Below are 14309 nucleotides of genomic sequence, written 5' to 3' on the forward strand. Positions count from 1 at the left end.
ACTAGCATTCTGACCTCGGAAGCATTGAATTATGCTCCCGGCAGCTGGACTTCCGCCGGCGCATCCCCGCCGGCACCGCGGCTGGCCAGCACCAGCGCCTTGGCCCGCCGCGCCACATCGGCATCGCGTTCGCCCAGCAACGCCACCAGCTGGGCCAGATGCGCCGCACGCTGGGCATAGCCGGCCTGCAGGCGCTGTCCCAAGGTCATCGAGGACAATTCCTCGGCCTCGCGCCACGCCATCATCAGGGCGCGCTCGAATAAGCGCTGGCCTGCCTCGTCGGCAGTCCCCGCCTCGCTTGCACCGAGCACTGCCACCGCATTGATCTGCGAATCCTCCAGGCCCATGGCCAGCTGCTCCAGCTGCCGGCGTGATTGCTGCACCGACCGCGAACCGCGGGAGAACCGGGTCAGCTGCGTGCTGGCCCCGAGCAGGTACTGGATCACCTGGAGAACGTTGATGACCGTGAAGAACAGCATGAACACGAGCATCCAGTAGAGCAAGGTGGTGTTGTAGTCCGGCTGCTCATAGCCGGCCCGCTTGAGCACCACGGCGAAGTCCTCGGCCGCACCGGCCGCTTCCATCGCCGGATAGTTCGACTCGTAGATGCTTCCGTGCTCCCACCCGCCGGTTGTTCCCCACGAGGCGGTTCCGCTGATGACCGCACCGGAAATCAGCCCTGGCATGATGCCCTTGCCTTCATCCGTGATCAGCAGCGGAATGATCGTCAAGTCCTCGGGAAGCTCCCCGTTGGCAGGGTCCGCGCGATCTGAGTATTCGTCCTTGATCCGCAAGATCGCCGTGCGCACGCTCTCGGGTGTCGATTCGCGGAAGTCATAGCCTTCGACCTCGTTGAGATCCAGGTAGGCCTCCGCGTCGCGCACCGCGACCAGAATCCGCTGTGTGGTCTCGAAGTCCTCTTCCATGTACCGGCGGATCTCTGACTCGTCAACCAGCTGGCCCTGGTCATCGATTTCAAGTTCCATTCCCCGGCCGGACCCCTCATAGGTGCGTTCGGGTTCGTTGGCTATCGAGGCGACAATGAGCCCCGAGGCGATCAGGCTGCCCACCAGCAGGGCCGCAAGCAGTCCAAACTTCCACGCCCGGCGCAGCTTCGGCGGTTCATCGCCAGCTGCCTTGCGGGTGCTGGCGAGCCGGGCCAGCATGCGCTGCCAGCCAGCAGGTTCGCCCGAGGTCCCTCCAGCGGCCTGGTCGGTCTGCAGCGTGTCGCCGAGCACCCCGCGGGCCAGCGCATTCGCCGTGGCGATCTGCTGCAAAGCGCTCTGCTTGGTGACCGGCGGCAGCCCCAGGCTGGCGCGCAGCTCATTGTGCTGGGCACCAATCGGCGGCACCTCCTGCTTCTGGCCCCGCGGATACCGGCGCAACCGGGTGGAGATCTTCGCGGCAAGCTTGGCCAGCTGCTTTTCGGCGTCGGCCCAGCGCTCTACGGCCGTGCGCTGGCCGGTGTCGCCGTGGGCGGCGTTGAGCAGTTCGCCCAAGGCGCCGCGGAAATCCTCCAGGTCCTTGCCGGCAACCATGGTGCCGGGGGCCGTTTCCAGCCGGATGAGCAGCGCCGTGGCGGCATCGTTGATCGGGGCGCTGAGCTTGTCGAACGTGGATCCGGTGCCAGCCAGGTGGGCATGCACCGAGCCGGCGCCCATCAGGGAGTCGGCCAGTTCGGTCAGCGTGCGCGCATCGGCCTCGAAGGCGGCCAGCTGCTGACCGGTCTTCTTGTCCAGGCAGGCGGCGCGGTCGAAGATCAGGCGCACCAGGGGGTCCTCGCGCCGGGCGGCATCAAGGGAGAGCGCTTCGAGCTGCCGCCAGGCCTTGGTGAAGCCGGCCGGGCGGTGCCCCGGATCAGCTGCCTGGTAGGTGGCTTCCAACGCTTCGAGATCCAGGACCACGCGGGCCAGCTTGCGCTGGGCCGCGGCCAGCCGCCGGTGCCGGGAAGCCCACCGGGAGCGGAAGCGCAGGGCGCTGGCTAGCAGCGCCGCGGTGACCATGGCGCTGGCGCCCACTACGGCGAACCAGAAGATCGCCGAGTTGCTGGGCGAATCATCCAGCAGCACGGCGGCGGTATGCGCGGCGGCCACCGCAGCCTTGGGGCCATGGCCTACCGAGATGTTCTTGATGAAGGCATTCTCGATATCGAAGCGCAGGTCGTCATGCGCGTCGTCGGAGGCGACCAGATTCCGGTCCACACCCACCCCGGAGAAGCGCTGCTCGGCCTCGCTTTGCCCGGAATCCCGGTTGTCCATCTTGGTCGAAACGATGATCTGGTTTTCGGGCACTTCCCCGCGCAGCAGTTCATCGCCCGTTAGCCAGCGGTCGGCAATGACCAGTTCCAGCGGGGCCGTGGCCCGCACCGGGTGCCGGGCCAGCTCGGCGTCCACCGTCTGCTGGGTGATGTTGAAGCCGTTCTCCCCCTGGACCACTACCGTGACCTCATAGGGTGCAGGGACGTTGGCTGCCTGCACCGCAAGCACGGCGCGTACGCCAAGGGCCGTGGTCACCAAAGCCATGAAAATGGCAGCGATGGCGGTCCAGTGGAAGGGGCGGCGCAAGCGCCGTCCGGTGGAATCATGCATCAAACGGGCAGGCATCAGCGGGCCTCGCTTCCCGGCAGGAAATTCCTGAGCAGCGCAATGGGATCATTTTCCAGCGCAGCGTCAGCCGGTTGCCTGCCTGCCATCCGCTCACCCAGCCCCTGCGGAACCTTGAGCCGCGCCTGCCCGGCTTGCGCCAGCGCATCGCGCAGCACGCCATCGAGCTCGTCGCGCAACTCCCAAAGCCGGTCCAGAATGCCCGGAGCATCCTGGGCTCCGGTGTTCCGCCGGCCCACCCGGGTTCGCAGCAGCTGCAGCTCATCGGTATGGGTGATGATCACGGTGCGCGCGGCCTGGGCGCAGCCCAGCTGCCCTGCACCGGGAAGATCGAGGAACAGCGCCAGGTCTTCCAGCCGCTCACGGTGGTATTCGAAAATCGATGCCCAGGATTCGCGAGAATCCCGTGGCCGTCCTGCGAAGTCGTGGGCCAGCTGGACCGCGCCGCGCAGCAGCGAGAGTTCGCGTTCGCGGTGGCGCAGAACTGCCAGTTGCTTTTCGGAGACCTGCTCCTGGACGGCGATTCCCGGATCCAGGTCCTGTGCGTGCTGGGTACCATGCTGGGTGCCGGCACGCTGCTTTTCCAGTTCCGCCATCGCCTCGGCCAAGCGGCCCTGTTCCGGCAGGCCCAAGTCGGGCACCGGCTTGCGGCCGAGGTAGCGGTTGGCTTGCTGGATCCGCGATTCGAGCAGTTCGGCCTGCTTGAGGCGTTCGGCAGCCGCAGCCTTCTTGGCCTTGCGGCGCTTGGCGCGCCACGCCCAGGCGAGCATGAAGACGATTGCCACAGCGAGCACGCCCACGGCGATCACCTTGGACAGCGTCCGGTCCGGCGGCGCCTGCAGTTGCTGGGTCGTGGCCAGCGCGACCTCGGTGATGCCTGCGGTGTAGTCCCCCGCCCTAAATGCCTCGTCGCCGGCTGCCAGGATCTTCTGGCTGGACCCGGGGTCCGTTTCGCTGATATCGCGCCCCGGATCCACGAAGACCTCGACCTCATCGGCGGGGTCCTCTGGCAGCATCACCCCGACGGCAATCCACCCTTTGCCCACGTAGCCCAGGGTCTTTCCGTTCTCCAGCCAGTCATCGCTGAGCGCGTCGCTGTCCCCGAACATCAGCATCCCGCGCACCAGCTGCGCGGCTCCCTTGAGGTTGTTCGGTTCCTGGTCCACCCCGAGCAGGATCTTCGCATCCTGCTCGCCCACGGCCTGCCGGACCTGGTCCATGATTCTTTCCGAATCCACGTCGTCGAGCGCCGCGTCGGTCACCGCAAGGTAGAAGTTGCCTTCCTGGGATGTCACCGACGGGATGAGGACCGTGCCCTCGTCTTCGGCGCCATCGCTGGGTGTCGCCGAGGGGTACACGGGTGCCGGTGCTTCGGATTCCGTGGCCGCGGCAGACGCGTGGGCTGGGACGGTTGCGGTGCCGAGGCCGAGCACAACGGCGGCCAGCAGGCACGCACACTGGATCCTGCCCAGTGCCAACGGACCAAAGCTGCGGGGTCGATTCATGGAAACTACTGTATCAACAGGGATTTGAACAACTCCGCTCCACGTGAAACAGTCTTCCGCTACCCGTCCAGAATGGTCCACTGCGCGCTGGCGTGGGAAAGCTTGTCCGGGTTGGACACCAGCAAGATGGTTTGAATGTGTCCTGCGGCCACCTCGATCGCCACCACGTCCTGCCGGCCCGCCAGCTTGAAAAGCAGTGCAGGCGCCTGATTCATTTCTCCCAAGAAGACGCTTCGCCCTGGATTTTTCCGCTCAACGCCAACCAGGAAGCGGGCAATGCGCTGCGCGCCAAGCACCGGGTTCAACGCGGCCCGGGCCTTGCCTCCGCCGTCGGAGTAGAGCACCGCATCCTTGGCCAGCAACTGGACCAGTTCCTCGGCGTCGCCATGGCGTATGGCTGCCACGACCTTCGACAGCAATGAGGATATTTCGCTTGCTTCCCTGCTGGGCGCTTCGGTGTGCCCCAGTTTCTTGCCGGCCCGGCTCAGCAGCTGCCTGACCGCGGCCGGCGAGGCCTCCAGCACCTCGGCAATCTCTGCAGCCTTGTAGCCCAGGGCATGGTGCAGCACGTAGGCGGCCCGCGTTTGGGGCGAGAGCTCTTCGAGGAGGAAGAGCACGCCGAGGCGAAGCATGGATCCAGTCAGGGCCTCATCTTCGGGAAGCGCCAGCTGGCCTACCGGCTCGGGCAGCCATTCCCCGACATAGTCGGTCCGCTGGCGCTGGGCCGAGCGCAGCACGTCAATCGCCCGGCGCGTGGCCAGCGTGGTGAGGAACGCCGGCCAGTTCCGCACCTGTTCGGTGGCTGCCGGGGTGAGCTTGAGCAGCTGCTCGGCCACTTCGCTGACCACGTCTTCGGCCTGCGCCCACACGCCGAGCATGTTGTAGGCCAGGACGGTCAACCGGCGCTTCTCGGCGTCCCACTGCGCCAGCGCTGCAGATTCCGTTGGTTGCTCCACGCGCCAGATTCTACCTGCGCTTCCCGGCACTAGTCGCGCACTGGCGGTTCGAGCTGGGTCGGGATGGCAATGCGGTTCCAGACGTTGATGGTGGCGATCGCCAGGATCAAGTTGCCGATTTCTTCCTCGCTGAATTCGTCAGCGGCCGCGTCCCAGACTTCGTCGCTGACCCCGGTGGCAGGATCAAGCCGGGTCACCGCATCGGTCAGCCGCAGGGCAGCGCGCTCGGCGTCGGTGAACAGCGGGGAATCGTTATAGGCAGCCACGGCAAAGAGCTTCGCGGTGGACATGCCCATCTCCATGGCGTCGTGGGAGTGCATATCGGTGCAGAAGGAGCAGCCATTGAGGATCGAAGCGCGCAGCTTCACCAGCTCGTAGAGCTCTTTGGGCACCGACTGGCTGGCGTAGGCTTCCAGTCCCAGTACGGCGGCGTACCCCTTCTTGTGCGTTTTGCTCAAATTCATGCGCATGGCGTGTCTCCTGTCATTCGATTTCCAGGCAGGTTCCTGCCCTTCAAAAGTACGTCGAAACCGGAGCTTAAACTGTGACACCCCGGAGAGAACTTTTTTTCAGAAGTTCTCTCCGGGGTGCTGTTATCCGCAGCTCAGTCCAGCAGCATGGCTGGTTCCTGCAGAATTGATGCTACATCGGCCATGAAGCGGGCCGAGAGATCGCCGTCAACCACGCGGTGGTCGAAGGATCCGCCCAGGGTGGTGATCCAGCGCGGAACCACTTCGCCATCGACAACCCACGGCTTCTGGCGGATCGTGCCGAAGGCGACGATGGCCACCTCGCCCGGGTTGATGATCGGGGTGCCGGTGTCGATGCCCAGCGCACCGATATTGGTGATGCTCAGCGAACCGTCGCGCATGTCTTCCGGTCGGGTCTTGCCGGCACGCGCGGTCGTGGCCAGCTCGTTCAGCGCGATGGCCAGTTCCTTCATGTTCAGGTTCTGCGCGTCCTTGATATTCGGCACCAGCAGGCCGCGCGGGGTGGCTGCGGCGATGCCCAGGTTCATGAAGCGCTTCTGGTGGATCTCCGCGCCGTTCTCGGTTTCCACCCAGCTGGCGTTTACCGAAGGGTTGCGGGCGGCAGCCCAGATCACAGCCCGGGCCAGCACCAGCAGAGGCGAGACCTTGATGCCTTCGAAGTCGCGGGACTTCTTCAGCCGTGCCACGTATTCCATGGTGCGGCTGGCATCCACGTCCACGAAGATCGAGACATGCGGTGCGGTGAACGCGGAGTCCACCATGGCCTTGGCCGTGGCTTTGCGCACGCCGCGCACCGGAGTGCGTTCGATGCGGGCGTCGGCCAGCTGGCCGTGGGCCCAGTAGGTTGGCGCCGCTGCGTGCTCGGCTTCGCGCTGGGCCTGGTAGCTGTTGACATCTTCGCGGGTGATTTCGCCCTGGGTGCCGGTGCCCACCACATCGTTGATGTCGATGCCCAGCTCCTTGGCCAGCCGGCGTACCGGCGGCTTGGCCAGCACGCGGTCAACGAAGTTCGCCATCGCCGGCTTGCGGCGATCCACTTCGCGGGTCACGGCGGTACCCAGGGACTGCGCGCGGCGCGAGATGGTCTCGGCCAAAGCGGAGCCGGAGGCACGGACCGCTGCGGTGCGGGCACCGGCTGCCGAAGGTGCGGGGCGGCTGGTGCGCTTGCGGCGCACAGAGGAATCAGCGGTCGGGCCCGAACCGACCAGAGGGCCGGGTTCCTCGCTGGCCTGCGGCGCCGCGGTGGCCAGCGCCTCGGCTGGTTCCGGGGTGCCGGTCGGGGCCGGCTTGCCGCCTTCCTCGTCGATGGTGATCAGCGGGTTGTCCACCAGCACGGTGTCGCCTTCATCCGCGTGCAATGCGGTGACCACCCCGGCGAAGGGGCAGGGCAGCTCGACCAGCGACTTGGCGGTTTCGATCTCGACGAAGATCTGGTTGACCTCAACGGTGTCCCCTACTTTGACCTTCCAGGAAGCGATATCCGCTTCGGTCAACCCTTCGCCCACATCGGGGAGATTAAAGACTGTCATTTCTACTCCTTGGATTCCGCTCAGTAAGCGAAGGACCGGTCGAGGGCTTCAAGCAACTTGTCGATATCCGGCAGGTACTGGGATTCCACCTTGGAAATCGGGTACGGCATGTGGAATCCGCCCACGCGCAGCACCGGGGCTTCCAGCGAGAGGAAGGCGCGCTCGGTGATGCGGGCGGCGATTTCGCCACCCAGGCCGCCGAAGGTCGGCGCTTCGTGGGTGACAATCAGCCGTCCGGTCTTCTGCACCGATTCGGTGATGGTGTCGAAGTCGATCGGCGAGAGCGAACGCAGGTCGATGACCTCGATGGAGCGTCCGTCTTCCAACGCGGCATCCGCGGCGGCCAGGGCGATCGGCACCAGCGGGCCGTAGGCCACGATGGTCGCGTCGGTGCCCGGACGGACCACCTGCGCCTTGAACGCATCCAGGGCCGGGGTCCCGGTGTCCACTTCTCCCTTGAGCCAGTAGCGGCGCTTGGGCTCGAAGAAGATCACCGGATCTTGGCAGCTGGCTGCCTGCTGGATCATCCAGTAGGCGTCATGCGCGTTGGACGGAGTGATGATGCGAAGGCCAGCGGTGTGGGCGAACAGCGCTTCCGGGGATTCGGAGTGGTGCTCGATGGAGCCGATGCCGCCGCCGTACGGGATGCGGATGACCACCGGAGTGGTCAGCCGGCCTTCGGAGCGGGCGTGCATCTTGGCCAGCTGGGTGGTGATCTGGCTGAAGGCAGGGAAGACGAAGCCGTCGAACTGGATTTCCACCAGCGGGCTGAAGCCGCGCAGGGCCATGCCCACGGCGGTGCCGACGATGCCTGCCTCGCCCAGCGGCGAGTCGATGACGCGGTGCTCGCCGTACTTGTCGATCAGCCCGTCGGTAATCCGGTATACGCCGCCAAGGCGTCCGATGTCCTCGCCCATCAGCAAGGACTTGTCGTTGGTTTCCAGCACCTTGTCCAGGCCGCTGGTAATGGCCTTGGCCAGGGTCATCGTGGTGGTCATTTAGTGCTCTCCCTCAGCCGCATCGGCGAATCCTGCTTCGTATTCCAGATGCCAGGCCAGTTCTTCCTGGATCAGCGGATGCGCTTCGGCGTAGACCTGCTCGAACGATTTGGCCAGCGGCGGGACTGGGAAGGCCATGGCGTCTTCGCGGACCTTGGCAGCCATTGCGTCGGCGTCGGCGGACAGCTGCTCGAAGAAGGTGTCATCAACCAGGTTGTTATCGCGCAGGTAGGTTTCCAGGCGAATCAGCGGATCCTTCGGAGCCCACTGGGCTTCTTCTTCGCTCATGCGGTATTTGGTCGGATCATCGGCGGTGGTGTGCGCTCCGAGACGGTAGGTGACGGCTTCGATGAGGACCGGCCCCTTGCCGCTGCGTGCGTGTTCCAGCGCCCAGCGGGTGACGGCCAAGACTGCCAGCACGTCGTTGCCGTCGACGCGGACTCCGGGCATGCCGTAGCCAGCGGCTCGGTTGACCAGAGGCACCTTGGACTGGACCTCGAAAGGCACGGAGATCGCCCACTGGTTGTTCTGGCAGAAGTAGACCACCGGTGCATTGAAGGAGCTGGCGAAGACCATGGATTCGTGGGTTTCGCCCTCGGTGGAGGAGCCATCGCCGAAGTAGGCGACAACAGCATTGCCTTCCTTGGCACGGCGGGCTTCATCCCATCCGCGCTGCTCCATGTTCAACGCCATGCCGTAGCCGGCGGCATGCGGCATCTGCGCGGCCAGCACCATGGTGTACATGTGGAAGTTGTTTTCCCGGGGATCCCAGCCGCCGCCGGAGATGCCGCGGAACAAGCGCAGCATTTCCGAGAAGGAGACGTCACGGGTCAGCGCTACGCCGTGCTCGCGGTAGGTGGGGAAGATGTAGTCGCTTCGGCGGGTGGCGCGGCCGGAACCGATCTGCGCCGCTTCCTGCCCGCGCAGCGGGACCCAGAGGCACAACTGTCCCTGGCGCTGCAAAGCTGTGGCCTCTTGGTCGAATCGACGCGTCAATGCCATGTCGCGGTAGAAACCGCGAAGCATGTCATCATCAACGTCGCCCAGATACGCATCGTACGTTTCATGGGACTGACGCTGGCCGTCCGGAGTCAGGATCTGAATCAGATCCGGCTCCGTCGCCTCGGTCGCAGCTCGCGTCATTTATCATCCTTCGGTCATAAATATGCCCCACGCGGAATACATTCCGCATGGGACATATACGGCTTGTCCAGTTCCTAAGCCTATAGGCTTTGACCGCTAAAACGCGAGAAATCAGCGCCCGTTACCCCTATGCCAGGTCGAGTGATTCCTTGCACAGTTCAATAAAGCGATCGTTTGCCTCAACTTCGCCGATGGAGACCCGCACTCCCTCGTTCGAGAAGCCGCGCACAGACAACGCCACGGCGTTGGCCCGCTCGACAAACTGGCCGGTCTTTTCTCCCAGCGGCAGCCAGACGAAGTTCGCCTGGGTGGAAGGAATCTTCCAGCCCATCTCGGCCAAGGCCGCCGCCACTCGTTCGCGTTCGGCCACCAGCCCCTCGACACGCTCAAGCACCAGGTCGATATTAGCCAGCGAAGCGACCGCGGCATCCTCGGCCACGCTGGAGACGGCAAACGGGGTGGCGACCACGCGGATGTTCTCGGTGATCTGCGGATGGGCCACCGAGTAGCCGACCCGGAGATTCGCCAGGCCGTGGGCCTTCGAGAAGGTGCGCAGCAGAACGACATTTTCGTTCTCGTTGTAGGTGTGAATGCCATCCACCGATTTCTCATCACGGACGAACTCGATGTAGGCCTCATCCAGGACCACCAGCACGTTCTTCGGAACGCGTGCCAGGAAATCATCGACCTCGGCCTGGGTGAGTACCGGTCCGGTCGGGTTATTCGGGGTGCACAGCAAGATCACTGAGGTGTTCTCGTTCACCGCGGCGATCATGGATTCCAGATCGTGGCGCCCATCTTCCAGCAGTGGAATCTCCACCGGCAGCGCACCGGCGGTCTGCACGAGAATCGGGTAGGCCTCGAAGGAACGCCACGCATAGATGACTTCATCCTGGATGCCGTCCTCGTTCTGGCCCGCGAAGGTATTCAGGATTTGCACCAGCGCGCCGAGGGAACCGGCGCCGGTCACGATATCTTCAGCCGGCACGTCCAAGTAATCGGCGAGGGCCATGCGAAGCTTGGTCGATAGCGGGTCTGGGTAGCGATTCAGGCTGTCCTGCTCGACGACTGCCTGATGCACAGCGTCCAACGGGCCAAAGGGAATCTCGTTCGATGACAGCTTGTAAGCTTGGACGCCTTCAACTGGAGCAGGCGGCTTGCCCGCAGCGTATTTTGGCAAACGTGCAACTACAGAGCGTGGCTGCACCTGATCTTGGGTCACCGGGTTCTCAGTCATACCTCAAAGCCTAGTCCTCACTATGGGTTTAGCGATATCCGAGGTTCATCCGAATCCCAGATTTCTGTGCCAAAGTTAAGCCATGAGCTTTCTGATTCGAGTCATCGTCAATGCGCTTGCCCTCGCCGCCGCCGTTTGGGTGGTGCCCGGTCTCAAGATCGTCGCGGCAGGCGAAGGCACCATGAGCACGGTCATCGCCTATCTGGTCGTTGCAGTCATCTTCGGCTTGGTCAACGCCTTGGTCCGTCCAATCGTCAAGCTTTTCTCCTTGCCGATCACCTGCCTCACCCTGGGCCTGTTCACAATCGTGATCAATGCCCTGATGCTCTTGCTGACGTCATGGCTGACGACCTTCACGCCCATCGAGCTGGTCATCGAGCAGTTCTGGTGGGATGCCATCGCCGGCACGATCATCATCTCCATTGTCTCGGCGGTCCTCGGACTATTCGTCAAGAGCGATCGCGACTAAGCGGACTACCGCTCACGGCTGAAAGAAGACGGCAACCGGCAGGTGCCGTCTTCTTTGGTTAGTTCCCAATTGGCCGGCCCGGCCATCTCCCCGTTTCCGCTGCCTTTTACTGTGGCGTCGGAAGATACTGGCCTTGGATAGCGCGCTGCAGCTTTGGGCATCTTAATGGGGCGGCGCCACATGCTTGAGCCGACGCTTCTCCTCTTCCGTGATGGGCCGAGGTTCTTTCGGCTTCCGCTCCAGCTTGAACATGCGGATTTTCACCAGTGGTTCGGGGAGGTAGTACTTCTCCAGATGCTCCCTGATTTCCAGCTTCGGATTCTCATCGAGTTCCAGAAGGTGGTCACCGTAATTCTTGAGGTTATGCGGAGCGCCAAAGATGCCCTCGTCGGGCAAGATGTCTTCCATGTGCTCCCGCGGGCCCGGGAAGGTGGTCGTGTAATGCTCCCCCTTGCCGGGGTTGGGCCCGCCATCGGTACCCGGCACCATATCCTTCTGGTCTTCAACCGACAGGCTGCGTACGTCTTCTGGCAGGTCAATCGTGCCGATGGGCGATCCAAGGGTCAGGACTTTATTCAGCTTGTACTTGTGCTTCAAGAACTTGTTCTTCGACAGCTGGGCCACATGAATGCCCCCCTGCGAATACCCGGAGAGGATGAGCTCATCGCCCTCTTTCGCTCCGCTGATCTCCAGTGCCTCATCAAGCGGTTTCGCGAAGTTCTCGGATTCCACCCCGAACCCGTCGGCGATGCCTTCCGGGCCAAAAGGCGAAGGAACTTCTGAGTCATTCTGTGTACCCGGGAAGATCGCAATGTACGTATCCTCATCAGCCTTCACGATCATGATCTTCCCGTTATTCTCCGTCCCTTCGCCTTCCAGCATTTGGTGCAACTGGAAATAGCTTTGCATCTTTCCATCGACTTCAACCGTTTGCGTTGGATCCTGCCCAGTGAGCTGTATTTCGGTATTGCGATCTGCTCCCAGCCGCCGGATAAAGCCCGACAGATCCTCGGCTGCACCTTCGATCTGCTCGGTCAGCGTCAGGTTCGATCCAAAGGGCCAGCGCGGCAGGTACGAAAACATCAAGCGCAGGAACATTTCCATGCTTTCCAAAGGCGGACGCCAGCCGTTGTCGCGGGTCTCGGAAATGAAGTCTCCCACCAGCACGGCTCCCGTGCTGGCTAGCACCATCCGTTCAGCAGCGGACTCGGCAACTTCATAGTTCCGCATGGCTTCGGAGACTTTTGCGGTCAGATCGAACGCTGCAATTTGCCCCTCTCTGGACTGCTGATAGGCGTCCCTGATCAAGTCGCCCAACAGCCCGACTTTATACCCCCTGGCACCGATGCCTGACACCATGCACTGCAGATCCAGGTCGCGCTGGCAGCTATCAGCTGCCTGCGCGGCTTTGAGCAGTACCTCGGATATGCCATCGATATCGTTGGCAACCCGCTGGCAGATCTCCCCTGCCTCGGCGTAATCCAGCGAGTTGTAATTGACTTCATATCCCATGGCTACGAGGCCATTCGCTGGTTCATGATTTGTGCTTCGAGGTTCTGGATCTCCCGCATGGCTACCCCTACGTACTCCTCCGCGTCGCCCAGCTCGCTGTTGAGCATTTCCAGCCGGCGGCTCAGCTCGTCGACATTCTCCAAAAACGCCTTGCCTGCCTTGGAATTCCAAGTCAATGAATGGATTGATCCCAACTGCGCGATGGCGAATTGAGTGGTTTTCCGTGCGTCATCGAGTTGGCTCGCCACCGTCAGCAGCGTCGCTTGAAACATCATTTTCCTGCTCCGCATCCTTGTGAATTTGTCCACCATCATGGACAGCCGCGATTCGGTGCCAGCAGGATTTGGGCCCAGTTGTGGAAACAGGAACGGTGTAAAAGATGTGATGTAGCGCCGGGGATGGAAGAATATGAGCATGGCTGAGATTGCGCGCACTTCCCTTGCTAATGAACCACTGGCTTTGACTGCCCTCGACGGACGCTACCGCAGCGCCGTGGCACCACTGGTCGACTACCTTTCCGAAGCGGCTTTGAACCGCGACCGCGTTCACGTCGAAGTTGAATGGCTGATCCATTTGACCGACAACTCCGTTCTTCCAGGCACCTCCCCGCTTACTGCGGACCAGAAGGCGGCACTGCGCAAGATCGTCACCGATTTCAATGCTGACTCGGTGAAGGAACTGGCAGAGATCGAAGCTGTCACCGTTCACGACGTTAAGGCAGTGGAGTACTACATCGCCAACCGCCTGGAAGCAATTGGCATCGGCAACCTCAAGCCGCTGGTGCATTTCGGCTGCACCTCCGAGGACATCAACAACCTGTCCTACGCGCTGGGCGTCCAGGGCGGCGTGCAGCAGGTATGGCTTCCAGCAGCCCGCGACCTGGTGGCCCAGCTGTCCAAGATGGCCGAGGATTCCCGCGACGTGCCGATGCTCTCGCGCACCCACGGCCAGCCAGCCACCCCGACTACCCTGGGCAAGGAACTGGCAGTGCTGGCATGGCGCCTGACCCGCCAGCTGGACCGTGTCGAGAAGACCGAGTACCTGGGCAAGATCAATGGTGCCACCGGCACCTACGCGGCCCACTATGCTTCGGTTCCAACTGCCGACTGGCAGAAGGTTGCCAAGGACTTCGTCGAGCACCTGGGCCTGACCTGGAACCCGCTGACCACCCAGATCGAATCCCACGACTGGCAGGCAGAGGTCTACGCAGACATCGCCCGCTTCAACAGCATCCTGCACAACCTGTGCACCGATGTCTGGAGCTACATCTCCATCGGCTACTTCGCGCAGATCCCAGTGGCAGGTGCCACCGGCTCCTCGACCATGCCGCACAAGGTCAACCCCATCCGCTTCGAGAATGCAGAAGCGAACCTGGAGATCTCCAACGGCCTGCTGAACACCCTGGGTTCCACCCTGGTCACCAGCCGCTGGCAGCGCGACCTCACCGACTCCTCCTCGCAGCGCAACATCGGCACCGCCATCGGACACTCGGTGCTGGCGATCTCCAACGTCGCCAAGGGCCTTGACCGCCTGGATGTTGCCGAGGCCGTGCTGGCCGAGGATCTGGACCACAACTGGGAGGTCCTCGCCGAGGCCATCCAGATGGTCATGCGCGCCGAGGCCATCGCCGGTGTCGAGGGCATGGACAACCCGTACGAGCGCCTGAAGGACCTGACCCGCGGCCACCGCGTGGATGCAGCCCGCCTGAAGGAATTCGTTGGCGAGCTGGGCCTGTCGGCCGATGCTGAAGCCCGCCTGCAGTCCCTGACCCCGGGCACCTACAATGGCATCGCTTCGCAGCTGGTGGACCACCTGAAGAAGTAGCCGTACGGCACAAGCCGGGCCCGGTACGTCGAGTTCGACGTA

Annotated in this window: 12 protein-coding genes; 2 read left to right on the plus strand and 10 right to left on the minus strand. The window is 63.2% G+C overall.

The window, feature by feature from the left end:
- Positions 1 to 29 precede the first annotated feature (29 nt).
- The 8 genes from F0M17_RS17495 to F0M17_RS14230 form a co-directional block, all read right to left on the minus strand.
- A complete protein-coding gene (locus tag F0M17_RS17495; protein ID WP_168202028.1) occupies positions 30 to 2603 on the minus strand; it encodes a hypothetical protein in 2574 nt (857 codons plus the stop codon).
- Complete coding sequence (locus tag F0M17_RS14200; RefSeq protein ID WP_149597367.1) at positions 2603 to 4108, minus strand: hypothetical protein; 1506 nt, start codon at positions 4106 to 4108, stop codon at positions 2603 to 2605. The genes F0M17_RS17495 and F0M17_RS14200 overlap by 1 nt, the downstream gene beginning before the upstream one ends.
- Positions 4109 to 4167: 59 nt before the next feature.
- Complete coding sequence (locus tag F0M17_RS14205) at positions 4168 to 5064, minus strand: sigma-70 family RNA polymerase sigma factor (protein ID WP_141357337.1); 897 nt, start codon at positions 5062 to 5064, stop codon at positions 4168 to 4170.
- Positions 5065 to 5093: 29 nt separating this feature from the next.
- Positions 5094 to 5534: a carboxymuconolactone decarboxylase family protein gene (locus tag F0M17_RS14210; protein WP_038993240.1), complete on the minus strand. Its 441-nt coding sequence runs from the start codon at positions 5532 to 5534 to the stop codon at positions 5094 to 5096.
- 134 nt (positions 5535 to 5668) lie between these two features.
- Complete coding sequence (locus F0M17_RS14215; RefSeq protein ID WP_149597368.1) at positions 5669 to 7084, minus strand: dihydrolipoamide acetyltransferase family protein; 1416 nt, start codon at positions 7082 to 7084, stop codon at positions 5669 to 5671.
- A gap of 20 nt (positions 7085 to 7104) precedes the next feature.
- A complete protein-coding gene (locus F0M17_RS14220) occupies positions 7105 to 8082 on the minus strand; it encodes an alpha-ketoacid dehydrogenase subunit beta (protein ID WP_038993237.1) in 978 nt (325 codons plus the stop codon).
- Positions 8083 to 9225, minus strand: coding sequence for a pyruvate dehydrogenase (acetyl-transferring) E1 component subunit alpha (gene pdhA, locus F0M17_RS14225; RefSeq protein ID WP_038993236.1), 1143 nt, complete (start codon positions 9223 to 9225; stop codon positions 8083 to 8085).
- Between the two features lie 127 nt (positions 9226 to 9352).
- Positions 9353 to 10462 (minus strand): histidinol-phosphate transaminase, encoded by a 1110-nt coding sequence (locus tag F0M17_RS14230; RefSeq protein ID WP_052254042.1) that lies wholly within the window; start codon positions 10460 to 10462, stop codon positions 9353 to 9355.
- Between the two features lie 82 nt (positions 10463 to 10544).
- Between F0M17_RS14230 and F0M17_RS14235 the strand changes: the two genes are divergently transcribed.
- The gene (locus F0M17_RS14235; protein WP_073707738.1) at positions 10545 to 10931 is read left to right on the plus strand and encodes a phage holin family protein; all 387 of its coding nucleotides are present in this window, start codon (positions 10545 to 10547) and stop codon (positions 10929 to 10931) included.
- A 162-nt stretch (positions 10932 to 11093) separates the two neighbouring features.
- On the opposite strand, the gene F0M17_RS14240 is transcribed toward F0M17_RS14235, so the two are convergent.
- Together F0M17_RS14240 and F0M17_RS14245 are read right to left on the minus strand one after the other, a co-directional pair.
- A complete protein-coding gene (locus tag F0M17_RS14240; RefSeq protein WP_149597369.1) occupies positions 11094 to 12290 on the minus strand; it encodes a hypothetical protein in 1197 nt (398 codons plus the stop codon).
- 155 nt (positions 12291 to 12445) lie between these two features.
- Complete coding sequence (locus F0M17_RS14245; RefSeq protein ID WP_149597370.1) at positions 12446 to 12877, minus strand: hypothetical protein; 432 nt, start codon at positions 12875 to 12877, stop codon at positions 12446 to 12448.
- Between F0M17_RS14245 and purB the strand changes: the two genes are divergently transcribed.
- Positions 12858 to 14267 (plus strand): adenylosuccinate lyase, encoded by a 1410-nt coding sequence (gene purB / locus F0M17_RS14250; protein ID WP_066141859.1) that lies wholly within the window; start codon positions 12858 to 12860, stop codon positions 14265 to 14267. The two genes, F0M17_RS14245 and purB, sit on opposite strands and share 20 nt — an antisense overlap.
- Positions 14268 to 14309 lie beyond the last annotated feature (42 nt).

It is taken from the genome of Glutamicibacter sp. ZJUTW, from assembly GCF_008370855.1.
In the GTDB taxonomy this organism is placed as follows: Bacteria; Actinomycetota; Actinomycetes; order Actinomycetales; family Micrococcaceae; genus Glutamicibacter; species Glutamicibacter nicotianae.